Origin of the sequence: Variovorax sp. VRV01 (assembly GCF_014852545.1) — a bacterium.
Taxonomy (GTDB): domain Bacteria; phylum Pseudomonadota; class Gammaproteobacteria; order Burkholderiales; family Burkholderiaceae_C; genus Variovorax; species Variovorax beijingensis_A.
Genome location: NZ_JACVBS010000006.1, coordinates 194,515 through 218,181, shown reverse-complemented (window position 1 = coordinate 218,181; position 23,667 = coordinate 194,515). Strand labels below are relative to the sequence as shown.

Sequence of the window (23,667 nt, the reverse complement as noted above, 5' to 3'; positions counted from 1 at the left end):
GCCGGAAGGAACCACGCAAAAAAGGGGGCGCAGCGCCAGCTGCGTCCCCTTTTTTGCGTTTGGAGGCCGCTGCGCGGCTTACCAGCGGTAGGTGGCCGTGGCCGTGACCTTGCGCTGGTCGCCGTAATAGCAATTGCCGTACTGGTCGCAGTTCGCGAAGTAGGTCTTGTCGGTCAGGTTGCGCACGTTCAGCGCAAGGCTCCAGCGGTCGATGTCGTAGCCGATCATCGCGTCGAACAAGGTGTACGAAGGCACCTGGATCGGCGCCTTGTTCAGGTCGCCGCGGTTCGAGCCGTTGAAGCGCGCGCCCAGCCCGACCTTGATGCCGTTGTCGAAGCGGTAGTCTGCCCAGAGCGCGGCGCGGTGCCTGGACACCGCGAGCAGCGGCGTGCCGATCTCGCTCGGCGTGCTGCTGGCCGTGATCTCCACCTTGGGCGTGTAGGCGTAGGACACCGTCACGTTCATGCGCTTGACGGGCTGGAAGGCCGCTTCGAGCTCCAGGCCGCGTACCAGCACCTCGCCGGTCTGGCGCGGGCGGAAGTTGGCATCGGCGGTGATGTAGTTCTGGCGGCGCAGGTCGAAGATGGCGGCGCTGTAGCTGTCGGTGGTGCCCACGGGCTGGTAGCGCACGCCGGCTTCGTACTGGCGGCCGGTCTCGGGCTTGAACGGGCTCTTGGTGTCCGGGTTCAGGCGCGCCGAGGGCGAGAACGATTCGGAGTAGCTCAGGTAGGGCGCCCAGCCGCTCGGGAAGGTGTAGACCAGGCCGCCGCGCTTGGTGAACTTGTGCTCGGGGATGTCGCTGCGCGTGCCGTCCAGGTTGCTGTGGATGATCGTGGAGGCGCGGTCGTAGCGGCCGCCGAGCGTGAGGCTCCAGCGCTCGCCCCACTTGATCTGGTCCTGGATGTACAGGCCGGTCTGCGTCAGGCGGGTGTTGGCGTCCACATAGGGCGCGGGCACGAAGAACGGACCGCCGTACACGGGCGCGTAGATGTTGATGCTCGGTGCGCTGCCGCCGCTGTAGCTGGCCTGCTCGATGCCGGTGCGCTGGTGGTCCAGGCCGATCAGCACCTTGTGCTTCCAGTCGCCCGAGACGAAGTTGGCTTCGAGCTGGTTGTCCAGCGTGAAGGTCGAGACGCTCTCGCGGCTGCCCGAGATGCTCCGGCGCAGCATCTGGTAGTTGCGCGGATCGGAGACATTGCTGTTGAGCGGCACGATCGCGCGGCCCTGCACGGCGCCGTAGTCGACGTCGAGCCGGCCGTAGCGCAGGTTCTGGCGCGCGGTGAACGTGTCGTTGAAGCGGTGCTCGAACTCGTAGCCGACCATCCACTGGTCCACGTCGAAGTGGTTGAAGTTGGGGTCGCCCACGAAGAGCGAGTCGGGAATGTAGTTGCCGAAACGCGTGGGAATCAGCGAGCCGACCGTCGGGCGCCCGCGCGTGTACACGCCGCCACGCACGCGGTTGAAGTGCGACAGCAGCGTGAGCGTGGTGTCCGCGGAGGGGCGCCAGGTGAGCGAGGGCGCGATGTAGAAGCGGTCGTCGTCCATGCTGGCGGCCGGCAGCTTGCTGTCGCGGCCGACGGCCGTGAGGCGGTAGCTGAGCTTGCCTTCGGCATCGATGGGGCCGGAGAAGTCGGCGGCGATCTGGGTGCGGTGGTTGCTGCCCAGTTGCAGCTGCACTTCGCGCAGCGGCTCGGTGGTGGGGCGCTTGCTCACCACGTTGACCACGCCGCCGGGGCTGGCCTGGCCGTAGAGCACCGAGGCCGGTCCGCGCAGCACTTCGATGCGCTCCATGCCGTAGGGCTCGATCTGCCAGACGCCCCAGTTGCCGTTGTTGCGCAGGGGCATGCCGTCCAGGTAGAAGCCCGGCGCGTAGCCGTCGAAGCCGCGGATCGAGATCCAGTCGTAGCGCGAGTCGGCGCCGAAGACGGTGGTGCTCACGCCGGGGGTGTAGCCCAGCGCGTCCTTCACGGTGGTGGCGCCGATGGCGGCCGCGCGGTCGGCCGTGACCACCGAGATCGACTGGGGGGTTTCCAGGATCGGGGTGTCGGTCTTGGTGCCGGTGGCGCTGCGCTTGGCCACGTAGCCGTTCACATGGCCCTTGGCCGACGCTTCCGTATCGGCCGTGACGGTCACCGCCGGCAGGTTGCTGTCCTGCGAGAAGGCGGGGGCCGCCCAGAGGGTGCAGGCGGTTCCGAAGGCCGAGGCAAGCGCGGCGCTCAGCAGGCGGGGTCGGGGCAGGGGACGCATAGGTTGAGGTACTCCAGGGGCAGTGAAAAAACGACGTGTTCGGGTTTCAGCGCAAGGCCTGCCGTATCCCGCAGTTCTGGCGCTTCCGTACATGAGACGTTTGAACTACAAAAAGAGAGACACCCTGTACCAAATGCTTCAGCACGTACCCGCCACGCGCGCCGCCGCGCCTCGGCGGCGGCCTAGATGCGGACGGCCTGGCGCTCGCTCCGGCCGGCGTTGGCGGCGCTGGCCGCGCCCGCCGTGCCCGGCATCGCCGGAATGGCCTTCAGCAGCGCGCTGCCGATCTCCCCCGTGCGCACCGAGGTCACCGACAGCAGCGTGTCGCTCAGGCCGTGCGAGGACTCGCAGGCGCCCTGCAGGAAGATGGCGGGGCGGAAGTCCCCGGTGCTGCGCACGCGGTAGTGGCGGTCCACCGAGAAACCATCCAGGTACGGCGCGAGGGGGGTCAGCAGTTCCTTGTGCTGCTCGCGTGCGTAGCCGGTGGCGAGCACCACGGCGTCGTAGCGCGAGGTGCTTTCGCGGCCGGTGTTCCGGTCGCACATGGTCAGGTGGATGCCCTCGGCCGTGGCGTGGGCGGCGTGGATGTCGTGCCGGCGCAGGAAGCGCATGCGGTTTTCGCCGCGCACCTTCTGCTGGTAGAACATCTTGAAGATCTGCTGGATCAGTTCCAGGTCGGCCACTGCGTAGTTGGTGTGGCCGAATTCCTCGAGCAGGGCGGCGCGCTCGTCGTCGGGCCGGCTGTACATGTAGTCGGTGAACTCGGCGTTGAACACCTCGTTCACGAAGGGGCTGTCGTCCGAGGGGCGGATGGAGCGGGCCCGCATGACGAGGTCGACCTGCAGCGCATGGGGGCGGCCCTGCAGGTCCATGAAGATCTCCGCGGCGCTCTGGCCGGCGCCGACGATGGCGATTCTTTGCGCGCCGTCCTGCGCGGCGATGCCCTGCAGGTAGCTGCTCGAATGGAACACGCGCGGGTCGCTGCGCAGCGCTCGGAAGCAGTCCGGAATGTTGGGCATGCCGCCGATGCTGACCACGAGGTTGCGCGCGAGGCGCTCGCTCACGTGTCCCGTGCGGTCGTGCGAGCGCACGCGCAGCAGCGTCACGTCGCCGCCGTGGGCCTCGCGCTCGGGCAGCACCTCGAACACTTCCTCGCCGTAGACGCAGGCATCCTCGAACTGCGCGGCGGCCCAGGCCAGGTAGTCGTTGAACTCGTGGCGGCTCGGGAAGAAGGTCTTCAGGTTGATGAAGTCCTGCAGGCGCCTTTTCTCGTGCAGGTAGTTGATGAAGGTGAAGCGGCTGGTCGGGTTGCGCAGCGTGGCCAGGTCCTTCAGGAAGGAGATCTGCATGTGGGCATGCTCCAGCATCATGTCCTTGTGCCAGGCGAAGGTGGGCTGCTTCTCGATGAACATTGCGTCGAGCCGGCGCCCCTCGCGCCGCTTCTCGTCGAGCGCGATCGCCAGCGCGATGTTCGAGGGGCCGAAGCCGATGCCGATGACGTCGTGAATGACCATGGCGGATTCCTTTTTGCTGCGAAGCGGTTGAGCGGGTTAAACGGGCGTGGCGGACGCGGCTGCTGCCGCCGGCGCGTCGCTGCGCGGCAGCCAGAGGCTGTCGATGAAGTAGCGTTCGCGCAGCATCATCACGAGCTGTGCGCGCTTGTGCGGCAGGTCGAACTCCTTCACCTTGGCGTAGCCCGACTTGTCGAGGTTGCGGATCTGCTGCACGTGGTCGATGCGCGGCTCGCCCACGGCGCGCTGGGTGCGCGGGTCGCACAGGAAGATGTAGTGCGAGATGGAGGTGAGCCACGCGGTGGCACAGGCCTTACCGCGGAACGACGGCTCGCCGACCAGCACGTGCCAGCCGCGGTCGTAGTCCTGCACGTCGTAGAAGGGCGCGATGCGGCTTTCCTTGGCCCAGTACATCTCGAAGTAGGCAAAGGGCTCGCCGTCGAAGCTCGCGATCATCGAGTACATGTGCGGGTCGCGGTCGATGCCCGAGAGGTAGGCGCGGTGCTTGTCCAGGTCGCCTTCCTCGTCCCAGATCTCGGCCACGTCGGGGTCGTTCATCCAGCGGTTGAAGATGCCCAGGTCGCGCTCGAGGTCGATGCTGCGAAACGAGAAGGTCTTGCCGAGCCACGGAATGAAGCGCTGGTAGAGCACGCCGCGCGGCTTGGGCGTGCGCAGCGGATGCACCTTGCCGTTGGTGAGCGCATAGCGCTGCGCCATCGGGGCATGCACGGTGGGAAGCCACAGGCGCGGCTGCTGCCAGAGCATGTCGCGAAAGGCGCGCACGCCGCCGTCCGGCGACGCCAGCAGGACGCCGGTGTGGGTCAGCTCCTCGGCCGGCGCGGGCACCGCCACCGCGAGGCTCTTGTGCGCGGGGCGGTACTCGAAGGCGGCTTCCAGCGCCGCGAGCAGGTGAGGGGTGGAGGCCGCACTGCCGTCGACCCATTGGAGCGCGGCATCGGCCCCGCCGGCTGCGAGCTTCCAGAGCGAGCGGCTGCCGCCCTGGCGGCTGCGCACGGCGAGCATCTCGCCGTCCAGGGTGATGTCGTGCGGCGTGCCGTCGGCGTAGGAGGTGAGGGTCATGGGGTTCCTTCGGTGGACCGGTGGCTCGCGAGCAGGGCCAGGCCCTGGTGGAGTGCCGGAAAGAGGCTGTGGTTGAAGTTGTTCCAGCGCAGCTCGAGGATCGAGTCCGCGGGGTCGATGTGCGTGCCGAGCACGTCGTGGATGACCTCGCCGGAGTCGATGCCGTTGTCCACGTAGTGCAGCGAGGCGCCGGTCTTCAGGAGCAGCGGCGCGGGGACGCTTTCCATCGTCTGCCAGTTCACGACCTTGCGGCCCTTGGCGCCGTGCAGCGCATCGAGCGTGGCGCAGGCGCCGCGGCGCTCGTAAGGCGACTCGATGCGCGTGATGCCGGGGTGGATGTTGACGATCCTGCGGTGAAAGGGCGCACCCGGGCGCACGAGTTCGTCCAGGATGACCAGGAGCCCGTCGAGCACGACGATGTCGGCCTGCAGCGTGAGCAGCTTGTCCAGCAGGCGGCGCTCGAAGGCGCTCTTGGCGGCGGGTCGCTCTTTCGCGTCGAGCGGAAGCCGCCGGTACTCGGACGGCACCGCGTGGAGCATGCCGTTGAGCAGCTTGCCCTGCGCCTTCAGGTCGCCTGGAAAGATCCACTGGCGGCCGGGCTGGCAGGAGAAGCCGTAGTCCTGCAGCGCCGCGCGGTCCCGCGGCGAGCCTTCGTCGTCGTCGTAGACGATGCCTTCGAGCGAATAGGCCTCTCCCAGCGAGCTTTCGTCCAGTGCCTTGGCCAGGTATTCGAGCGGGGACGCCATGTAGCGCTGCGTGCCCTTGAAGTCGATGTACTGGCCGGCCTTGTCGGCGGCCGCGTTTCTCAAGGACAGGATGTAGACGAGCTTTGCCTGGGACATGGGTTGGCGTGAAGGATGGATCGGCGTTGGAGTTGGCTTGGGAACAAGCGGGCGTGGGGCCTTCAGGAGAAGACGTGGCAGCGCGCCATCTGTTCACGGCTGCAGGATTTCGCCGGCGCTCTTGCGGTGCTGCGGCGCGAGCGGGCAGGCGCCGCAGTAGTCCTCGCACGGAAGCAGGTAGTAGAGGCAGCACTGGCGGTGCAGCTTGACCGGCCGGCCCTGGCCGGCGTCGACCGGCCGTACCTCGCGGCAGCGGGCGTGCAGCGGGTTGACCGGCCGGGCCTCGTCCGGCCAGGCGGGGTGGTGCAGGAGGCGGTCGCGGTCGTGCGCGATGTGGGCTGCACCGCCGGTCGCGGCCAGCGCCATGTCGAAGATCGGTTCGAGGTGGCGCGCGGTGTTGCCCCACAGAATCTTGGGCGCAAGCCGCGTGAGGCTGCACAAGGCGAAAAAAAGCGGTTGCAGGTGCTGCCACAGCAGCGGCGCATAGCGCTGCGCGGTGTCCGCGCCGCGCAGCGCATCGCCCGGATGCAGCACATGAAAGCTCGAGGGTGCGCCCTTGTCGTCGAGCCGCACCCAGATGTGCTCCGCCGAAACCGGAAACACATGCTGCAGCACGCTGGCGGCCGCCACCACGGGCGGCAGCAGCGCGGAAAGGTAGTCCAGGCTCCACGCCGAGGCGACCGGCCGCAGGTCGCGCGCGCCGGCCGCGCCACGTGCGCGGGCGTGAAGGCGCAGCACGTCGGCCAGGAGCGAAGGCGAATGCGCCAGGTCGGCCACGCGCAGCGCGCCGGCCGGTACCGCGTCCGCGCACTGCAGCCGTTCGGCATGCACGGCGAGTGCGCCCGGGAACAGGGGTTCCAGCAGCGCGATCACGAGGCGGCCTGCAAGAGGTGCGGGGAATGCATCCCTTGAAGACGGTTTGGCGGCGGTGGTGTTCATCCGTCACATCGCATGAACATTGCCGGGACCCAGCCGTCTATGCAGTAAGCGGCGTGCAGCCGCCCGGGCGATGTCGACAGGGCATGGCCGTTTTCAAGCCGTTTTGCCCCGGGTGGGCGGAAAGAGCCTTTGCATGACACCGACCACCACGGCCCCCCGTGGCCACACCTCCGAGCTCAGGCGCCTGCTCAAGCCGTTTTTTCCATGGATTGTCCTGTCCGCGGTCACCGGCATCAGCGCGGGTGCGGCCACCGTCGCGCTGCTGGGCACCATCAACCAGGTGCTCAACCGCGAGGGCGGCATGGCGGGCGGGCTGCTGCTGACCTTCGTCGGGCTGTGCGCGGTGGCGCTGCTGGGGCGCATGGCCTCGGACGTGTCGACCAACTTCGTCGGCCAGCGGCTGGTGGCACAGGTGCGCAAGAGCCTCGCGCAGAAGATTCTCTCGGCGCCCATCGATGCGCTGGAGCGCTACCGCACGCATCGGCTGATGCCGGTGCTGTCGCAGGACGTGGACATGATCAGCGACGTGGCCTTCGTGCTGTCGTCCACGCTCATCGCGTTCGCGATTGCGCTGGGCTGCCTGGCGTACCTCGCGTACCTGTCGCTGCCGCTGTTCTGCCTGCTGGCGGTGGCGCTCGCGATCGGCGCGACCATCCAGACGCGCGCGCAGGTGCGCGCCGAAGCGGGTTTCTGGAAGGCGCGCGAATACGAGGAGCAGCTGCACAAGACCTACCGCGCGATCAGCGAAGGCGCGAAGGAATTCCGCATGCACCGCGCGCGCCGCACGCGGATGTTCGGCGGGCAGATCGAGCGCATCGTGGACAACATCCGCACCGTGAACGGACGCGCCATCAACACCTACGTGATGGCGACGGCCTTCGGCTCGGCGCTGTTCTTCCTGCTGATCGCGCTGATCCTGGGCTGGGCCGCGTTCCGGCCGACCGAGCCCGCGGTGCTGAGCGGCTTCGTGCTGGTGATGCTGTTCCTGAAGGGACCGGTGGACCAGATCGCGGGCGCGCTGCCGGGCGTGGGCCGGGCCAAGATCGCGTTCCGGCGCATCGCCGACCTGTCGGCGCGCTTTGCAACGCCGGAGCCGCACCTGCACCTGGAGCGCGCCTCCAACGGCGTGATGCTGAACCGCGAGATCGCCATGCGCGGCGTGCGCTACGGCTTCGATGCGCCCGAGGGCGGCGAGGCTTTCACGCTCGGGCCGATCGACCTGTCGCTGCGGCCCGGCGAGATGGTGTTCATCGTGGGCGACAACGGCTCCGGCAAGACGACGCTGATCAAGCTGCTGCTCGGCCTCTATGCACCGCACGGCGGCGAAGTGCTGCTCGACGGCGGCGTGGTGACGCCGGAAGGGCGCGACGACTACAGGCAGCTGTTCACGACGGTGTTCTCGGACTTCTACCTGTTCGAGGATCTGGCGGCCGGCGAAGAGGGCGCGGGCACGGCCACGCTGCCGCAGACGGCGCTGCCCTACCTGGAACGCCTGGAAATCGCGCACAAGGTGAGCGTGAAGGACGGCGCCTTCACCACCACCGATCTTTCGACCGGGCAGCGCAAGCGGCTGGCGCTGGTGCATGCGTACCTGGAAGGCCGCCCGGTGCTGGTGTTCGACGAATGGGCCGCCGACCAGGATCCGGCCTTCCGGCATCTGTTCTACACGGAGCTCTTGCCCGAACTGCGCGCCAAGGGGCATCTGCTGGTGGTGATCTCGCACGACGACAGGTACTTCCACCTGGCCGACCGCGTGGTCACGATGCGCGCCGGAAAGATCGAGGAGGACAAGGCGTACGTCCCGCTGGAAAGCCTGGCTGCATGATGCGTGACCGTGTGCCCGACGATCCCGCTTTCGACGCCGCGTGGACGCTCTTTTGCACGCTGCACGATGCGCCCTCGCCGGAGCGCGCCGAAGAGCTCATCCGCTGGCTCGGCGTGGACCCCGGGAACATCTGCGCGCTGAACGACGTGCTCACCCTCTGGGCACTGACCGGGGCCGCGCTGATCAAGCCTGTGCTGGAACAGGCGTGCCACGAAGAGGGGCGCTTGCAGTGAGGGCAAGGGCGCCCACGCTACTTCCGCAGCCCGCGCAACTGCGCAGCCATGCCGCCGAGGGCATCCCAGCGGCGGCGCGCTTCCTGGGCCGCGGCCGCATGCTCCGCCGACCGGCTGCGCCACCGCGCAAGCGCCAAGCGGGCCGCCATGGCGGCGTCGTGCGCAGCGATCTCGCTCTCCACGATCAGCGCGAGGGCACGCTCGATGAGTTTCTCGTTCGGGACGCTTGCCACGATGCGGCCGGCCCGTCAGGCGAAGTCTTCGGCGAAGCTTGCGTCGAAGCCCGGGCGCGTCGAGATGACCGGCTGCTCGATCAGCTCCGAACGCAGTCGGGCGAAGACGCGCGAGCAGTCGATGGCAGCGCGCAGCAGGTGCTTGGCGACCGCCATTTCGGTGATCTTCAGCTGCTGGGCGATTTCGGCGCGCGTGTGTCCGTAGGCCCGGAACAGCAGGAACACTTCGCGCCGCCGGGGCGGCAGCTTTTCAAGCGTCTCGACCACGCGCGCCAGCACCTGCTGCTGCGCGGCGATGTATTCGCAGGACGGCACCACCTGGCGCGAGCCCGAGTTGAAATGCGTGCTGACCCAGTCCTGTGCCACCTTGCGGCGGCGCGCATCGTCCACGCACAGGTTGCGCGCCACGCGAAAGAGCAAGGCGCGTGGCGATTCGATGCCGGAGCCCTGGGTGCTTTCAGGGGCCGCGTCGATGCGGATGTCGCCGCCCTTCATCTTGAGCGCGTGCGCATACACGCGCTCGAAGCTGGATTGCGCGATGTCCGCCGCATAGTGCGGGTCGCGCAGGTCGCGCGTCAGTTGCCGGCGCAAGTCCGCATAGTGAGCTACCAGTTCCTGGACGAGGTCGCGCATCCGATCGCCTTCTCGCAAGCATCAACGTGTTGGTTTCCCTGGGCCGGCCACCGGCGCGTGGTGCGGGTGGTTCGGATGATTGAATAAGAATTATTCTTATTGAAGTGTAACCTCAACCGCTTCTGGGCGAAGCTGGAAAAGGCGAGGGAACCCCGTGCGCGTGCCTGAAAAAGACACTCGAGTCGGAAAGTGAGTAGCTTTGTTTTCGTTCGGGGCGCGCTGCGCCCCGAAGGCCCGGTCAACCGCGTTTGGGAATGCCCAGACCCTTCGCGACGGCCGGCCGCGCGACGAAGGTTTCGAGCACCCGCGCCACGTTCTTGAACTCGCTGAAGCCCACCAGCTCGCCCGCTTCGTAGAAGCCGATCAGGTTGCGGATCCACGGGAACGAGGCGATGTCGGCGATGGTGTAGTCGTCGCCCATGATCCATGCGCGATTGGCCAGGCGCTTGTCGAGCACGCCGAGCAGCCGCTTCGATTCGGCCACATAGCGGTCGCGCGGGCGCTTGTCCTCGTAGTCCTTGCCGGCAAACTTGTTGAAGAAACCGAGCTGGCCAAACATCGGACCGATACCGCCCATCTGGAACATCAGCCACTGGATGGTTTCGTAGCGGCCGGCGGCATCCTGGGGAATCAACTTGCCGGTCTTGTCGGCCAGGTACAGAAGAATGGCGCCCGACTCGAACAGCGCGAGCGGCTTGCCGCCGGGCCCGTCGGGGTCGAGGATCGCGGGAATCTTGTTGTTCGGATTGAGCGAGAGGAATTCCGGCGACATCTGGTCGTGGCTCTCGAAGCTCACCAGGTGCGGCTCGTAGGCGAGGCCGGTCTCCTCCAGCATGATCGAGACCTTCACGCCGTTGGGCGTGGGCAGCGAATACAGCTGCAGCCGGTCAGGGTGAAGCGCGGGCCATTTTTGGGTGATGGGAAAGCGGGACAGGTCGGTCATGGGTGGTTCATGAAAAGCGGAGTTGGAACGCCGCGCCCGCAGGGGGTCAGATGCCCAGCCAGGTCATCAGGGCCGTTTCGACCTCGGCCGAGGGTGCGACAAAGCCAGTGTAGGTCGATGTGGCGAGCGCGCGCTTGCCGGCATCGCTTTGCGCAAGGCCCAGCAGGGCGTCGCGCGCCGCGCTGGCCGTGGCGGCATCGAGCTTGCGCGACACCAGCCATTGCTTGATGGGCACCGCGCGCGATTCCGCGCAGACGTTGCCGCCGCCGTCCTTCCAGGTCTTGACCACGCCCGATGCCGCCGTGGCGCCATAGGCGGCGAAACCGTTCTGCACGTAGAACGGCACCGCGTCCTGGTAGCGCGTGTTGGTGAGCTTGAGCGCGGCGGGCTGCAGGCCCTGCTCGCGCAGCATCGCGCGCGTGATCACCGAGGTGATCGAATCCGCGTCGGGCATCACCAGCCCCTTGCCGGCGATGCTCTTCCAGTTGGAGATGGGCTGCGGCTCCTTGCACAGCAGCGACACCTTGTAGGCCGTGAAGCCGCTGGTCCAGGCCAGCGCCTGGTAGCGGCCGCTCTTGACGGCCTCGAGCGCCACGTGGGCCGGGTGGATGAAGGCCAGGTCGACCTGCTGCTCCTTCAAGGCCTCGCGCGCGCTGGCGTAGGAGATCAGCACCTTGATGGTCACGGGCTGCTTCAGTGCCTTGCTCAGCACTTCGGCAATGGGCTCGAAGCGCGGTGCGATCTGGCTTTCGGCGGCCTGGTAGCTCACGCCTTCGGTCACGCCGATGACCAGCGCGTGCGCCGGTACGCCCGCTGTCAGCAGCAGCGCTGCCGCCGCCGGGACGGCAAGGCGAAGCGAGCGTGGTTTGCGGATGCCGCGCGTACTGGCGGCGCAACCGCCGGGTTTGTTGGAGCGGATGGGGGCTGGGATGTACATCAAAAGATCATAGGGGCCCGCGCGCGGCCCCCGATGATCGCAAGCACCTATGCGCGCAGCCGCCCGCCCATGGCATGGCGCCGCGCCGCCGCGGGCCTCAGAACCGCGCCTTGAGGAAGGCCGAAGGGCCGTGCAGCTTGACCTTGACGCGGGTCTCCGCCGTGCTGCTGTCGCGCGCCATGTCGATGTTGGTGGCGCCATAGGCCAGCACCACGCCGACGTTCTTCACGGGAAACCACTCCACGCCCGCCGTGGCGTTGTAGATGCTGCCGTGAAAGCGGCCGCCGCCCTTGCGCACGCCGGAGAGGTCGGCAAACAGGCGCAGGTCGGGAGTGATGGCATGCCGCACGCCGACCTCGAGCAGCGGCGCGATCGCGTCATCGCTCGAGTCTTCGTTCAAGGTGCGGACCCGTCCGTTCACCACGATGTTGGCGTTGGTGCCGACGCCGATGCGGTAGTAGGCCGCGCCGGCGCCGAGTCCGAACACCGTGTTGCCCGAGCCGAGCCACCATTTGTACGAGAGCTTGGCGAAGTCGAGCTTCACGTTGAGGTTGGCATTGCCCACCGCGGTCACGCTGCCGAAGCCGCCGAAGGAATCGCTGCCCGAGGCCTGGCCGAAGTAGTCGCGCTTGTAGCGGTAGTAGTCGAAGGAGATGCCATGGCTGTCGCCGATCAGCAGGTCGGCCGTGATGCGCGGCATGGTCACGCGGCCGGGCTCGAGGTCGCGCGTGCGCAGCGCGCCGTACGGCGAACTGACCGATGCGTTGAATTTCGGATCGGCGCTGAAGGCCCCCACCGAGAAACTGAAACGGTCCAGCGCGGGCGACGGATCGGCCCAGGCCAGTGCGGGCGCAAAGAGAAATCCAACGCTAGCCAGTGCGCCCAGCTTCGTCAGCCTTGCGGGGCTGGCAGGCGGGCAGGTGCGGAACAACAGCATGGAGAGGTCCTTAGGAGAGGAGAAGAAAGAAGGCAAAAAAATACGCCTCGGGCTCGACACGCAATTTGTGTGCGCGCCGGGCATCCGGGCGGTTGCTCCCTGTTGTTGACCGCCAAGTTAATAGCGCCTTCGCGCAACGCCCATGCGCCGATTGCCGTTGTGCGTGTAGGACGGCGTTGATGCCGATGCGGGGCATGTCCCAGAAAGTACTAGAGGTAAGCTTTGAACATGCACAAGCACCTTTCCGCGACGACCGGCCCGCAGCGGCTTTTCTATGGCGGCGTGGCCGGGATCGCGGTCGCCGCCGTCTCCTGGCCGCTCGACGCGATGGCGCGCGGGCTTGCGGGCTGGTGTGCCGCTGTCGCGGTCTACCAGGTGCTCACGTGGTGGCTGGCCGATACCTTCGATGCGCGGCGCACCCGCGAGCGCGCCCAGTCGCTGGACCAGCCCAACGTGCTGATCCTGGTGTCGATGCTGGTGCTGATCGGCGCGAGCGTGGTGGCCATCGCAATGCTGCTGCAGCAGGTCAAGCTGATGAGCGGGCCGGTGCGGGCGGGGCACATCGCGCTCGGGCTGGTGGCGCTGGTGGGCTCGTGGCTCATGATGCACACGATCTACGCCTTCCACTATGCGCATCGCTACTACATCGACCGGCGCGACGGCTCGCCGGACGGCGGGCTGGACTTCCCGGGCAAGGATGAGCCCGACTATTTCGATTTCCTGTACTACGCCTATGTGGTCGGCATGACCACGCAGGTGTCCGACGTGCAGGCCACCTCGCGCGAGATGCGGCGCCTCACGCTGGTGCACAGCGTGCTCGCCTTCGCCTTCAACATGCTGGTGCTCGCGCTGTCGGTCAACGTGGTCGCGGGGGCGATGTAGCGGCCGAGCCGCCCGCGCGCGGCCACAGCTTCACGAGGCCGGTGGACAGCGCCACGCCGCAGACGATCACGCCCGCGCAGATCAGCATCCATTGCGTGATGTTTTCGCCCAGGAACACGGCGCCGTAGAACACCGCGAACACCGGCACCAGGAAGGTCACCGTCAACGCGCGCGCCGGTCCCGCGTTGGCGATGAGCCGGAAGAACAGGATGTACGCGAGGCCGGTGCATGCGATGCCCAGGGCCAGCAACGCCAGCCAGGCGCGCAGGCTCGGCATCTGCGCGGGCCAGAACCAGAGCGCCGGAAGCGCGAGGAACAGCGTGGCGCCGATCTGGCTGCCGGTGGCGGTGGCCAGTGCGGGTACGCCGCCCAGGTAGCGCCGCGTGGCGCTGGCCGCCACGCCGTAGCTGGCGCAGGCGCCCAGGCAGGCCAGCACGGCCCACAGAGCGGCGTTGCCGTTGGCGTCGGCGTGCAGGCCCGCGCTGCGGCTCGCCAGCATGGCGACGCCCGCGAAGCCGATGACCAGGCCGACGATGCGCGAGCCGTCGGGCCGGTCGCGAAACCAGGCCCACGCCACCAGCGCGCCGAACATCGGCACCGTGGCATTGATCACCGCCGCCAGGCCGCTGTTGATGGTCAGCAGCGCAAAGCAGAACAGCGCGAACGGAATGCCCGAATTCAGCACGCCGATGGCCATCGAGGCCTTCCAGTGCTGTGCCAGCGCCGCGCCGTGGCCGCGCATGAACAAGAGCGGCAGCAGGAACAGCGTGGCCACCGCCACGCGCACCGCAGCCGCAGGCAAGGCGCCGAACTCGGCCGCGCCGATGCGCATGAAAAGAAAGGACGCTCCCCAGAGCGCGCCGAGCAGCACGAGGTCGATGAGCCAGGCCTTGGGCTTCGGCGACGGATGGGCGGTGGTGTTGTCGTTCGTTGTCGTGCTCATAAGGTCTTCGCAGCCCTGCGGCGGGCCCTATTTCGATTCGAGTTCCAGCAGCGCAGTCTTGCGGTGGAGCCCGCCAGCGTAACCGGTCAGCGAGCCGTCGGCGCCCAGCACGCGGTGGCAGGGCACGATCACGCTGATCGGGTTGCGCCCGACGGCCGCGCCCACCGCGCGCACCGCGGCCGGGTTGCCCACGTTCACGCTCAGCGCGCCGTAGGTCATGGTCTTGCCCGCCGGAATGGCGAGCAGCGCCTGCCACACGCTTTGCTGGAACGCGGTGCCGTGCGAGAGGTCGAGCTTCACGTCGAAGGTGTCGCGCCTGCCCGCGAAGTAGTCGCGCAGCTGGGCGCCGGCCTCGACCAGCGCGGGATGATCGTCCTGGGTCTGCCAGCCCGTGGTGTCGGGCCAGTGGCGCTGCTGGTCGAACCAGACGCCCGCCAGGCCTTCGTCGGTGGCCGCCATCGTGATGCCGCCGAGCGGCGTGTCGATGTGCGAGGTGTAGATGACTTTGCTCTTGAACTTCATGACATTTCAGGCGGAGGCGCCTGCCGTTGTGAGGTTGTTGAAAGAAGGGGCCGCCGCAGGCGGAGCCGCAGCCGTGGCCGGCGTCGGCGCATGCCAGGCGCGCAGCACCGCATAGCTGCGCCAGGGCCGCCAGGCCTGCGACGCCTGGCTGGCCGCGCGTTCGGTGCTCACGCCCAGCGCCTTCTGCAGCGCCACGTCGCCCGCGGGAAAGGCGTCGGGCCAGCGCAGCGCGCGCATCGCGATGTACTGCGCGGTCCAGGCGCCGATGCCGGGCAGCTCCTGCAGCGCGGCAATGGTCGAGGGCACGTCGGCGCCCGCATGTAGCGCCAGCCTGCCGCCGGCGACCTCGCGCGCGATGGCCTGCAGCGCGGCCTGGCGCTGCCGCACGATTCCGAGCTTGCCGAGTGCGTCGCCGCTCGCGCCCGCCAGTGCCGCGGGCGTGGGAAACAGGCGGTCGAGGCCTTCGATGGGCGTGGCGATGGGTTCGCCGAAAGCCTCCACCAGCCGCGAGCCCAGCGTGCGTGCCGCGGCCACGGTGACCTGCTGGCCCAGCACCGCGCGCACCGCCAGTTCAAAGCCGTCGACCGTGCCCGGCACGCGCAAGCCGTCGCCGTGCGGAAAGGCCTCGTGCAGCGCCGCGTTGATGGCCATCGGCTCGGCATCGAGGTCGAGCATGGCGCGCGCGCGGCTGATCACGATCGGCAGCACCGCGGCGAGCGAGTCGCTGACCGACAGCAGCATCTGCTCGCGCGCCATGTCGAAGCGCAGCTGCAGCCAGCCGGCGTGCGCCTGTCCGCCCTGTTGCACGCTCAGCGTCCGGGCCAGGTGAACGAAAGCCGGGGTGCTGCCCTTGGCGGGCTCCTTGCCATCGGCCGTGGTGGCCAGCTCGACGCCACGCAGCGCGCGCCGCGCAAAGAAGCCGAGCATCGCGTTCACGTCGTAAGGTGGCCGAAAGCCCAGCCGCACCTCGATGGCCTTCCCCTGGCCCCCCTCGGCGCCGCCGGCACGCCGCAGCGCGCTCGGGTTGAGGCCATAGTGCTCCAGGAACGCAGCGTTGAAGCGGCGCACGCTCGCAAAGCCGCTGGCCAGCGCCACCTGCGTCATCGGCAGGCGCGTGTCGGCGATCAATTGCTTGGCGGCCAGCAGGCGGCGCGTCTGCAGGTATTGCAAGGGCGAGACGCCGAACTGCGCCTCGAAGATGCGCCGCAGGTGGCGGTCGCTCACGCCGAGCCGTGCGGCGATCTGCGCTGCGCCCGGCCCATCCTCGGACCAGGCATCGGGCTCGTCGATGAGCCGGGCGGCCTGCAGCGCGAGGATGCGCGAGGCATCCTCGGTGGACCAGCTCGCCGCCCGCGGCGCGAGTTCGGGCCGGCAGCGCAGGCAGGGGCGGAAGCCCTCGGCCTCGGCCTGCGCCGCGTGGCGGAAGAACCGGCAGTTCTCGCGCCGCGGCAGCTTCACGCGGCAGACCGGCCGGCAGTAGATGCCGGTGGAGGTCACCGCGGTGAAGAACGAGCCGTCGAAGCGCGCATCGTGCGTCTTCATCGCCAGGTAGCAGGCGTCGCTCTCGAGTGCTTCGGTGGATGCGTGAGGAGTAGGCATGGGCAAATGATACGGTTTCGACTCGTTTCAACTGGCCGTTTTCGGACATGTGGGCACCGGAGCGCTTGCCTACAATGGCCCGTTCTCAAGAACCTACAGGGAATGCTTCTTCATGCAACTCAGTGCGTCGATTTTCAAGGCCTATGACATCCGAGGCGTGGTGCCCGTCACGCTCGATGCCGAGGTCGCGGAAGCGCTCGGCCGGGCTTTCGGCAGCGCCGCCCGCGCCGCCGGTGAAAAGACCGTGGCCGTGGGCCGCGATGGCCGGCTCTCGGGACCCGCGCTCGTCGAAGCATTGATCAACGGCCTGGTGGCCACCGGCGTCGAGGTGATCGACGTGGGCGCGGTGACCACGCCCATGCTCTACTTTGCGGCCCACACGCTGTGCACGAGCGGCATCCAGGTCACGGGCAGCCACAATCCCAAGGACTACAACGGCTTCAAGATGGTGCTGGCCGGGCGCGCCATCTACGGCGACGAGATCCAGGGCCTGCGCAAGGTCATGGAAGACGGCACCGCCAGGCTCGCCCCCGGCGGCAGCGTGCGCAAGGTCGACGTGACCGAGGCCTACACCCAGCGCATCGTCGGCGACATCAAGCTGGCCCGTCCGCTGAAGATCGTGGTCGATTCTGGCAACGGCATTGCGGGCGCCTCGGCGCCGGCCATCTTCCGCGCCATAGGCTGCGAAGTGACCGAACTGTTCAGCGAGGTCGACGGCAACTTTCCCAACCACCACCCCGATCCGAGCAAGCCCGAGAACCTCAAGGACCTGATGGCCGCACTGGCCGAAGGCGACGCCGAACTGGGCCTGGCCTTCGACGGCGATGGCGACCGCCTGGGCATCGTCACGAAAGACGGCCAGAACATCTTCCCCGACCGCCAGATGCAGCTCTTTGCGCAGGACGTGCTCTCGCGCGTGCCGGGCGGCACCATCGTGTACGACGTGAAGTGCTCGCAGCGCCTGGCGCCGGCCATCGAGGCCGCTGGCGGCAAGCCGATGATCTTCAAGACCGGCCATTCGCTGATCAAGGCCAAGATGAAGGAAATCGATTCGCCGCTCGGCGGCGAGATGAGCGGCCACATCTTCTTCAAGGAGCGCTGGTTCGGCTTCGACGACGGTACCTATGCGGGCTGCCGCCTGCTCGAGATCCTGAGCAAGACGCCCAATGCGAGCGACACGCTCAACGCCTTGCCCACGAGCTTTTCGACGCCCGAACTCAACGTGAAATGCGCCGAAGGCGAGCCGCATGCAGTGGTCGAAAAACTCGTCGCAGGCGCGAGCTTCGCGGCACCCGCGGTGGTCTCGACCATCGACGGCCTGCGCGTCGACTGGCCCGATGGCTTCGGGCTCATTCGCGCTTCCAACACCACGCCGGTGCTGGTGCTGCGCTTCGAGGGCCAGACCGATGCGGCCCTCAAGCGCATCGAAGCCGAGATGCTCGCGCTCCTCAAGACCGTCAAGGCCGACGCGACGCTGGCCGAAGCGTCGCACTGAGCACCGTGCGTTCGCTGCTGCTGCGTCTCTACGGCGCCTTCACCACCGCCGTGCAACCGCTGGTTCGCCGCAAGCTGCGGCGCCGGGCGGTGGCCGAGCCCGGCTACGGCGTGGCCGTCGAGGAGCGCTTCGGCTATTACGACGATGCCACCACCGGCGAGGGCCAGTGCTGGGTGCATGCGGTCTCGCTCGGCGAAACGCGCGCGGCCGCCATCCTGATCGCGGAACTGCGCAGGCAGTACCCAGGCATACCGATCCTGCTCACGCACGGCACGGCCACGGGCCGCGAAGAAGGCGCCAAGCTGCTCGAACCCGGCGACACGCAGGTCTGGCAGCCCTGGGACATGCCCGGCGCGGTGAAGCGTTTTCTCGACCGTTTCCAGCCGCGCATCGGCGTGCTGATGGAAACCGAGGTCTGGCCCGAGATGGCCGCCGCCTGTGCCGAGCGCCGCATCCCGCTGGTGCTGGCCAATGCGCGGCTCAACGAGAAATCGCTGGCCGCGGCCGAACGTCTCGGCTGGCTCGCGCGGCCCGCGTACTCGGCGCTGGCTGCCGTGTGGGCGCAGACCGAGGCCGACGCGCACCGGCTGGTGTCGCTGGGCGCCAAGGTGGCCGGCATCTACGGCAACCTGAAGTTCGACGCCTCGCCCGATGCGCGCCAGCTGGCCGCGGCCGCGACGCTGCGCGAGCGGCTGCCCAAGCCGATGGTGGTGCTCGCGAGTTCGCGCGACGGCGAGGAGCGCATGCTGCTCGACGTGCTCAGGCGCTTCGGCGCCACCGCGCCCGTGCCGCCCGAGCAGGGCGCCATCCGTTCGATTGCCAAGCGCGTGCACGACGTGCAGTGGATGATCGTGCCGCGCCACCCGCAGCGCTTCGACGAAGTGGCCGCGCTGATCGAAGCCGAGGGCTTTGCGGTGGCGCGCCGCAGCGCCGCGGGCGAGCCGTCGGACGCCGAGATCTGGCTGGGCGATTCGCTCGGCGAAATGGCGCTGTACTACGGCCTGGCCGACGTTGCGCTGCTCGGCGGCAGCTTCGAACCGCTGGGCGGGCAGAACCTGATCGAGCCGGCCGCCTGCGGCTGTCCGGTGGTCATGGGCCCCTCCACCTTCAACTTTGCCGAAGCGGCGCAGCTTTCGCTGGCGGCCGGGGCCTCGCTGCGCGTCGAGAACATGGAGCAGGCGGTCACCGCGGCGCTCAAGCTGGTCGAGAACCCCGAACGCCGCGCCGCCATGGCCGAGGCTGCGCTGTCATTCTCGTCGTCGAACCGCGGCGCCGCCGAACGCACCGCAGCCGCGGTGCTGGCGATCGCGCAGGCGGCGGATCCCGTGGCGTCGGAACACGCGCCGCTCGAAAGCGAAGCGCCGCGCGCCGAACCCACACTCGACTGAGTGTGCATGGCTCCTGGGAGGGAGAAAATCCTCAGCGTACTGGGGGATTGAGGATGACCGGCGGCGGCGGTGCCGAAGGCATCGTGGGTGCCGGCGGATTGAACGGCTGCACCGGCACCGGCGGCACCACGGGAATGGGTGGCGGCGTCACGGGCACCGAAGGCGCGGCCTGCGGCCTTTCGCCGGGCGCTGGCGGCACCGTGCTGCCATTCTTCGCCAGCGTCGCGTTGATCGCGTTCATGTCGTCGACCGTCAGCGTGCCGTTGGCCTGGCGCAGCTTCAGATTGCCCAGCAGCACGTTGTAGCGCGCCTGCGCGAGATCGCGCTTGGTCTGGTAGAGCTGGCTCTGCGAATTGAGCACATCGATGTTGATGCGCACGCCCACCTGGTAGCCGAGCCGGTTGGCATCGAGCGCGCTCTGGCTCGAGGCCTCGGCCGCTTCGAGCGCCTTGACCTGGCCCGCGCCCGACACCAGCCCGAGGTAGGCCGCGCGCGTGGCCTGTGCGACGCTGCGGCGGGTGCCTTCGAGCACGCTGCGCGACTGGTCCTCGAGCGCGAGCGTTTCCTTGATGCGGTTCTCGGTGGCAAAGCCGGCGAAAAGCGGCAGGTTGAACACCACGCCGACCGACGCTGCATCGATGCGCGTGCCCACGGTGCTGGTGCTGGTGCCGTGCGGATTGCGCGTGATGTTGTAGCCCAGGTTGGCGTCGAGCGTGGGCTTGTGGCCGGCTTCGGCCTTGCGGATTTCGAGCCCGGCCACGTCGAGCCCGAGCTGTGCCTGGCGGATGGCCGGGTGGGCTTCCTCGGCCTGCGCGACCCAGGCTTCGATGTTGGCCGGCGTGGCGGTCGGCAGCACCACCGGCTGCGCCAGCGGCACCGGCACGCTGCCCGGGCGGCCGACCAGCTGGTCGAGCACCACCTTCTTCACCTGCAGGTCGTTCTCGGCGGCGATCTCCTGCGCAATGACGAGGTCGTAGCGGGCCTGGGCCTCGCGCGTGTCGGTGATGGTGGAGGTGCCGACCTCGAAGTTGCGCTTGGCCGACGCGAGCTGCTCGGCCACTGCCACCTTCTGCGCGCGCACCAGCGTCAGGCTGTCCTGGCTCGCGAGCACGTCGAAGTAGGCCTGGCTCACGCGCACGATCAGGTCCTGCTCGGCAAGGGTGAGCACCGCCTGCGCGATCTCGGCCTGACGCTTGCCCTGCTCGTAGGTGGCCCAGTTGGCGGGCCGGTACAGCGGCTGCGTGGCGTTGATGCCGATGTTCTGCGTGGTGAAGTCGCGCGGCGTGGTCGTTCCGCGGCCGGCGCCGGTGAGCGTGTCGATGTCGAGGTTGTTGCGCGTGGCGCCGGCCGTGAGCCCCACGGCCGGAAGGATGCCGGCCTTGGCCTGCGCGGCGCGTGCCACGCTCGCGTCGTACTGGGCCCGCGCGCCCTGGTAGGTGGCGTCGAAGCCGCGCGCGGATTCGTAGAGTTCGTTCAGTGTCTGGCCTTGGGCCGGCAGCGCGAGCAGGGTGGCAAAGAGACTTGCAAGCGCTGCGGAAAGAGGCAAAAGCCTGGGCCTGAAAGGCATTGAACGTCCTTGAAGAAAGAATCAGTAGCGCGGCACGGAGGGATCGTGCTGTGCCGACCAGGCGTCGATGCCGCCGGCCACGTTGGCCAGCTCGGCAAAGCCGTTCTGGCTCAGGAACGCCGCCACGCGCTGGCTGCGCGCACCGTGGTGGCAGAGGCAGGCGATGCGCTGGCCCTCGTCGAGTTCGGCAAGCCGTGCCGGAATCTCGTTCATCGGGATGGCCACGAGCGTGAAGCCCTGCGGCGCAACGCTGGCCGTCTGCAGCTCCCAGGGCTCGCGCACGTCGAGCAGCACGGGCGGCGCCTCGGGATGCTCCGCAAACCAGGCGGCAAGATCGGCGGGGCGGACTTGGTCGATCATTCGGTGGCGCCCGTTCAGAACGAAAAGCGCGAGGGCTCGGGGAAGTTGAGCAGCCGCGGCGCCACGGTGTCCCAGGGCTGGATGGTGTCCCACTTGCTTTCGCTGCTGCGGGTGACGATGTGGGCGCGCATCATCGGCTCCTCGCCCACGATGGCGGCGAGGCGGCCGCCCACCTTGAGCGAGCCGAGCAGGTTCTGCGGAATGCGCGCCACCGAGCCGCTGAGCACGATCACGTCGAAGCTCGGACCGCTTGGCAGCGGCACGGCGCCGTCGGCGTTGCGCACCTCGACATTGGCCACGCCGTTCTGGCGCAGCGTCTCGGCGGCGCGGGCGGCCAGCGCGGGGTCGATCTCGAGCGACAGTACCTGGGCCGCGCGGTGGGCGAGCAGGGCGGCCATGAAGCCCGATCCGGTGCCGATCTCGAGCACCGACTCGTGCTTTTGCACGTGCAGGTCCTGCAGCATGCGCGCCTCGACCTTGGGCGAGAGCATGACCTGGCCGGGAACGGAGCCGTCGCCGAGCGGAATCTCCATGTCGAAGAAGGCCAGCGCGCGGTGCTCGGGCGGCACGTAGTCTTCGCGCCGGATCGCAGCCAGCAGGTCGAGGATTTCCAGATCGAGCACATCCCAGGGCCGGATCTGCTGTTCGATCATGTTGAAGCGCAGGCGCTCGAGGGAGGGGGTGGGGTTCATGGGAGGCTTTTCCTTGTGGGGCTCAGGACAAACCTTCAATTTTAGGTTGCGCGGCGCAGGCCCGCGGCTGGCCGGCGATGCATTTGCGCGTCATGCGGCGGCTCCGGGCTGCCGGGTGAGGCCGTAGAGCACGGTCTCGGCCTGCGTGGCGAGGTATTTTTCGGGGTCGAGCGAGGTTTCCGCGTCGACGCAGACCATGGCCGAGTGCTTCCACAGCATCAGGAAGACCATCGGTGCCACCACCGCGTAAATGGCGTGGTCGACGTCGACCGGCGCGAATTCGCCGCGGTCGATGCCGCGCTGCAGGATGCGCCGCAGCAGCGAATGGCCCGGCCGCACCACCTCCTTGCGGTAGAACTCGGCCAGTTCGGGAAAATTGGTGCCTTCGCTCATCATGAGCTTGGTCAGGCCCGAGGCCTTGGTCATGCCCACGCGCTCCCACCAGACGCGCATGCAGTAGCGCAGCATGTCGGCCGTCGTGCCCTCGAAGGCCTCGAACTCGTCGTTCCACTCGGCAAACCGGCCCCCGAGGTTCTCGATCACCACGGCCTTGAAGAGCTCTTCCTTGCTCGGAAAGTAAAGAAAGAGGGTGCCCTTGGAGACGCCCGCGCGCGCCGCCACTTCCTCGGCGCGGGTGGCGGCAAAGCCTTTTTCGACGAACAGGTCGAGCGCCGCTGCCAGCAGTTCGCCCGGACGCGCCTCCTTGCGGCGCTCGCGCTTGGCGCGCACCGGGCAGATCTTGTCGGCAAAGAATCGGGGGGTGGGCATGATTTAATGACTCGCGGGTTAGTAATGTAGTGACCAGCATCCAGCCCGTCAAGCCGCGACAATATCGGGTTCGCTTTTTCCCCACCTGCCGGAGCAGCCATGTCCTCTTCATCGTCGCCCACTGAAACCATCGTGCTCGGCGGAGGCTGCTTCTGGTGCACCGAGGCCGTGTTCGACCGGGTGCAGGGCGTGGTGGACGTCGAATCGGGCTACTGCAACGGCCAGACGGTCAACCCGAGCTACGAGCAGGTCTGCACCGGCCGCACGGGGCATGCGGAGGTGGTGAAGGTGGAATTCGACCCCGCGGCCATCAGCCTGCGCGAGATTCTCGAGATCTTCTTCGTGGTGCACGACCCCACGACCCTGAACCGCCAGGGCAACGACGTGGGCACGCAGTACCGCAGCGGCATCTACTTCACGGGCGACGCGCAAAAGCAGGTGGCCGAGGAGGTCATCCGCGAGATCGAGGCAAGCAAGACCTACAGCACGCCCATCGTGACCGAGGTGGCGCCGCTCGCCAACTACTCGGCGGCCGAGGCCTATCACCAGGACTACTTCCTCAACAACCCGAACCAGGGCTACTGCGCCTTCGTGGTCGGCCCCAAGGTCGAGAAGTTCCAGAAGACCTTCGCATCGCGCGTCAAGGCCTGAGCTTCCTTTTCAGCCCTGCTTCCCGTGCACGTCGCCAGCCCCATCCCGACCCGGACGATCGCGTCGACCCGCGCGATCGCCATCGCGCTGATGGTTGCGCTGTGGTTCGCGGGCACGCTGGGGCTGATCCACCGGACGCTGCACGTGCCCGGCCTGGCGCAGGCCCACGCGGCGGCATTGGCGGCGCACCCGGCGGTTGCGCACGAGCATGCGGCCCATGGCATCGGCGACCTGTTCGGCCATCACTCCGATGCCGAGTGCCGGCTCTACGACCAGCTGTCGCATGGCTCGGGCGCGCCTGGCGTGCCGATGGTGATGCTGCCGGTGCTGCTGCCGTCGGCCACCTTTGCCTATCTGCAGGGCGAGGCCATCGCCCGCTGGGTTGCGCTGTTCGACGCGCGCGGCCCGCCTTCCACTCGCTGAATCCCGCTGTGTTCCGG

The 23,667-nt window shown here is 68.2% G+C and carries 24 protein-coding genes; 7 read left to right on the top strand and 17 right to left on the bottom strand.

The window, feature by feature from the left end:
* Positions 1-78: 78 nt before the first annotated feature.
* The 5 genes from IB278_RS13265 to fhuF form a co-directional block, all read right to left on the bottom strand.
* A complete protein-coding gene (locus IB278_RS13265; protein ID WP_192323633.1) occupies positions 79-2,247 on the bottom strand; it encodes a TonB-dependent siderophore receptor in 2,169 nt (722 codons plus the stop codon).
* Positions 2,248-2,429: 182 nt separating this feature from the next.
* A complete protein-coding gene (locus tag IB278_RS13260) occupies positions 2,430-3,761 on the bottom strand; it encodes a lysine N(6)-hydroxylase/L-ornithine N(5)-oxygenase family protein (RefSeq protein WP_192323632.1) in 1,332 nt (443 codons plus the stop codon).
* A gap of 36 nt (positions 3,762-3,797) precedes the next feature.
* Positions 3,798-4,838 carry a GNAT family N-acetyltransferase gene (locus tag IB278_RS13255; RefSeq protein ID WP_145746062.1) on the bottom strand — a complete coding sequence of 347 codons (1,041 nt, stop codon included), beginning with the start codon at positions 4,836-4,838 and terminating at the stop codon, positions 3,798-3,800.
* Positions 4,835-5,680 carry a formyltransferase family protein gene (locus tag IB278_RS13250; protein ID WP_145746063.1) on the bottom strand — a complete coding sequence of 282 codons (846 nt, stop codon included), beginning with the start codon at positions 5,678-5,680 and terminating at the stop codon, positions 4,835-4,837. The genes IB278_RS13255 and IB278_RS13250 overlap by 4 nt, the downstream gene beginning before the upstream one ends.
* 93 nt (positions 5,681-5,773) lie before the next feature.
* The gene (fhuF, locus tag IB278_RS13245) at positions 5,774-6,553 is read right to left on the bottom strand and encodes a siderophore-iron reductase FhuF (protein ID WP_307697625.1); all 780 of its coding nucleotides are present in this window, start codon (positions 6,551-6,553) and stop codon (positions 5,774-5,776) included.
* A 199-nt stretch (positions 6,554-6,752) separates the two neighbouring features.
* On the opposite strand from fhuF, the gene IB278_RS13240 reads away from it, so the two are divergent.
* Together IB278_RS13240 and IB278_RS13235 are read left to right on the top strand one after the other, a co-directional pair.
* The gene (locus tag IB278_RS13240; protein ID WP_192323631.1) at positions 6,753-8,444 is read left to right on the top strand and encodes a cyclic peptide export ABC transporter; all 1,692 of its coding nucleotides are present in this window, start codon (positions 6,753-6,755) and stop codon (positions 8,442-8,444) included.
* Complete coding sequence (locus IB278_RS13235; RefSeq protein ID WP_145746066.1) at positions 8,441-8,677, top strand: hypothetical protein; 237 nt, start codon at positions 8,441-8,443, stop codon at positions 8,675-8,677. The genes IB278_RS13240 and IB278_RS13235 overlap by 4 nt, the downstream gene beginning before the upstream one ends.
* Before the next feature lie 17 nt (positions 8,678-8,694).
* Here the strand turns inward: IB278_RS13235 and IB278_RS13230 are convergent, their stop codons facing one another.
* From IB278_RS13230 to IB278_RS13210, 5 genes are all read right to left on the bottom strand, one after another.
* Positions 8,695-8,910 (bottom strand): iron dicitrate transport regulator FecR, encoded by a 216-nt coding sequence (locus IB278_RS13230; RefSeq protein WP_145746067.1) that lies wholly within the window; start codon positions 8,908-8,910, stop codon positions 8,695-8,697.
* 15 nt (positions 8,911-8,925) lie between these two features.
* On the bottom strand, positions 8,926-9,543 hold the full coding sequence (locus IB278_RS13225) for an RNA polymerase sigma factor (RefSeq protein WP_145746068.1): 618 nt from the start codon (positions 9,541-9,543) through the stop codon (positions 8,926-8,928).
* Between the two features lie 238 nt (positions 9,544-9,781).
* Positions 9,782-10,486, bottom strand: a complete 705-nt coding sequence (locus IB278_RS13220; protein ID WP_192323630.1) for a glutathione S-transferase N-terminal domain-containing protein — start codon at positions 10,484-10,486, stop codon at positions 9,782-9,784.
* Between the two features lie 46 nt (positions 10,487-10,532).
* Complete coding sequence (locus IB278_RS13215) at positions 10,533-11,423, bottom strand: phosphate/phosphite/phosphonate ABC transporter substrate-binding protein (protein WP_192323629.1); 891 nt, start codon at positions 11,421-11,423, stop codon at positions 10,533-10,535.
* 97 nt (positions 11,424-11,520) lie between these two features.
* A complete protein-coding gene (locus IB278_RS13210; RefSeq protein WP_145746071.1) occupies positions 11,521-12,360 on the bottom strand; it encodes a hypothetical protein in 840 nt (279 codons plus the stop codon).
* 228 nt (positions 12,361-12,588) lie between these two features.
* Between IB278_RS13210 and IB278_RS13205 the strand changes: the two genes are divergently transcribed.
* Positions 12,589-13,242, top strand: a complete 654-nt coding sequence (locus IB278_RS13205) for a DUF1345 domain-containing protein (protein ID WP_145746072.1) — start codon at positions 12,589-12,591, stop codon at positions 13,240-13,242.
* Here the strand turns inward: IB278_RS13205 and IB278_RS13200 are convergent.
* From IB278_RS13200 to IB278_RS13190, 3 genes are read right to left on the bottom strand one after another with little or no spacing between them, the layout of a single operon-like run.
* Positions 13,217-14,185: a DMT family transporter gene (locus IB278_RS13200; RefSeq protein WP_192323628.1), complete on the bottom strand. Its 969-nt coding sequence runs from the start codon at positions 14,183-14,185 to the stop codon at positions 13,217-13,219. The genes IB278_RS13205 and IB278_RS13200 overlap by 26 nt on opposite strands.
* 27 nt (positions 14,186-14,212) lie before the next feature.
* Positions 14,213-14,707 (bottom strand): methylated-DNA--[protein]-cysteine S-methyltransferase, encoded by a 495-nt coding sequence (locus tag IB278_RS13195; RefSeq protein WP_145746074.1) that lies wholly within the window; start codon positions 14,705-14,707, stop codon positions 14,213-14,215.
* 6 nt (positions 14,708-14,713) lie between these two features.
* Entirely contained in the window at positions 14,714-16,306 is a 1,593-nt protein-coding gene (locus IB278_RS13190) for a DNA-3-methyladenine glycosylase 2 family protein (protein WP_145746075.1), read from the bottom strand.
* A 112-nt stretch (positions 16,307-16,418) separates the two neighbouring features.
* On the opposite strand from IB278_RS13190, the gene IB278_RS13185 reads away from it, so the two are divergent.
* Together IB278_RS13185 and IB278_RS13180 are read left to right on the top strand one after the other, a co-directional pair.
* Positions 16,419-17,801: a phosphomannomutase/phosphoglucomutase gene (locus tag IB278_RS13185; protein ID WP_145746076.1), complete on the top strand. Its 1,383-nt coding sequence runs from the start codon at positions 16,419-16,421 to the stop codon at positions 17,799-17,801.
* Positions 17,802-17,806: 5 nt separating this feature from the next.
* On the top strand, positions 17,807-19,189 hold the full coding sequence (locus IB278_RS13180; protein WP_145746077.1) for a 3-deoxy-D-manno-octulosonic acid transferase: 1,383 nt from the start codon (positions 17,807-17,809) through the stop codon (positions 19,187-19,189).
* 31 nt (positions 19,190-19,220) lie between these two features.
* On the opposite strand, the gene IB278_RS13175 is transcribed toward IB278_RS13180, so the two are convergent.
* The 4 genes from IB278_RS13175 to IB278_RS13160 all read right to left on the bottom strand — a co-directional run bounded on the left by IB278_RS13175 (position 19,221) and on the right by IB278_RS13160 (position 22,576).
* Entirely contained in the window at positions 19,221-20,756 is a 1,536-nt protein-coding gene (locus IB278_RS13175; RefSeq protein ID WP_192323627.1) for a TolC family outer membrane protein, read from the bottom strand.
* A gap of 21 nt (positions 20,757-20,777) precedes the next feature.
* Positions 20,778-21,116, bottom strand: a complete 339-nt coding sequence (locus IB278_RS13170; protein WP_145746079.1) for a rhodanese-like domain-containing protein — start codon at positions 21,114-21,116, stop codon at positions 20,778-20,780.
* Positions 21,117-21,130: 14 nt separating this feature from the next.
* Positions 21,131-21,808, bottom strand: a complete 678-nt coding sequence (locus IB278_RS13165; RefSeq protein WP_192323626.1) for a protein-L-isoaspartate O-methyltransferase family protein — start codon at positions 21,806-21,808, stop codon at positions 21,131-21,133.
* 90 nt (positions 21,809-21,898) lie between these two features.
* Complete coding sequence (locus IB278_RS13160) at positions 21,899-22,576, bottom strand: TetR/AcrR family transcriptional regulator (protein ID WP_145746081.1); 678 nt, start codon at positions 22,574-22,576, stop codon at positions 21,899-21,901.
* 99 nt (positions 22,577-22,675) lie between these two features.
* On the opposite strand from IB278_RS13160, the gene msrA reads away from it, so the two are divergent.
* Positions 22,676-23,227: a peptide-methionine (S)-S-oxide reductase MsrA gene (gene msrA / locus IB278_RS13155; RefSeq protein ID WP_192323625.1), complete on the top strand. Its 552-nt coding sequence runs from the start codon at positions 22,676-22,678 to the stop codon at positions 23,225-23,227.
* 24 nt (positions 23,228-23,251) lie between these two features.
* The gene (locus IB278_RS13150; RefSeq protein ID WP_145746083.1) at positions 23,252-23,650 is read left to right on the top strand and encodes a hypothetical protein; all 399 of its coding nucleotides are present in this window, start codon (positions 23,252-23,254) and stop codon (positions 23,648-23,650) included.
* Positions 23,651-23,667: the final 17 nt, after the last annotated feature.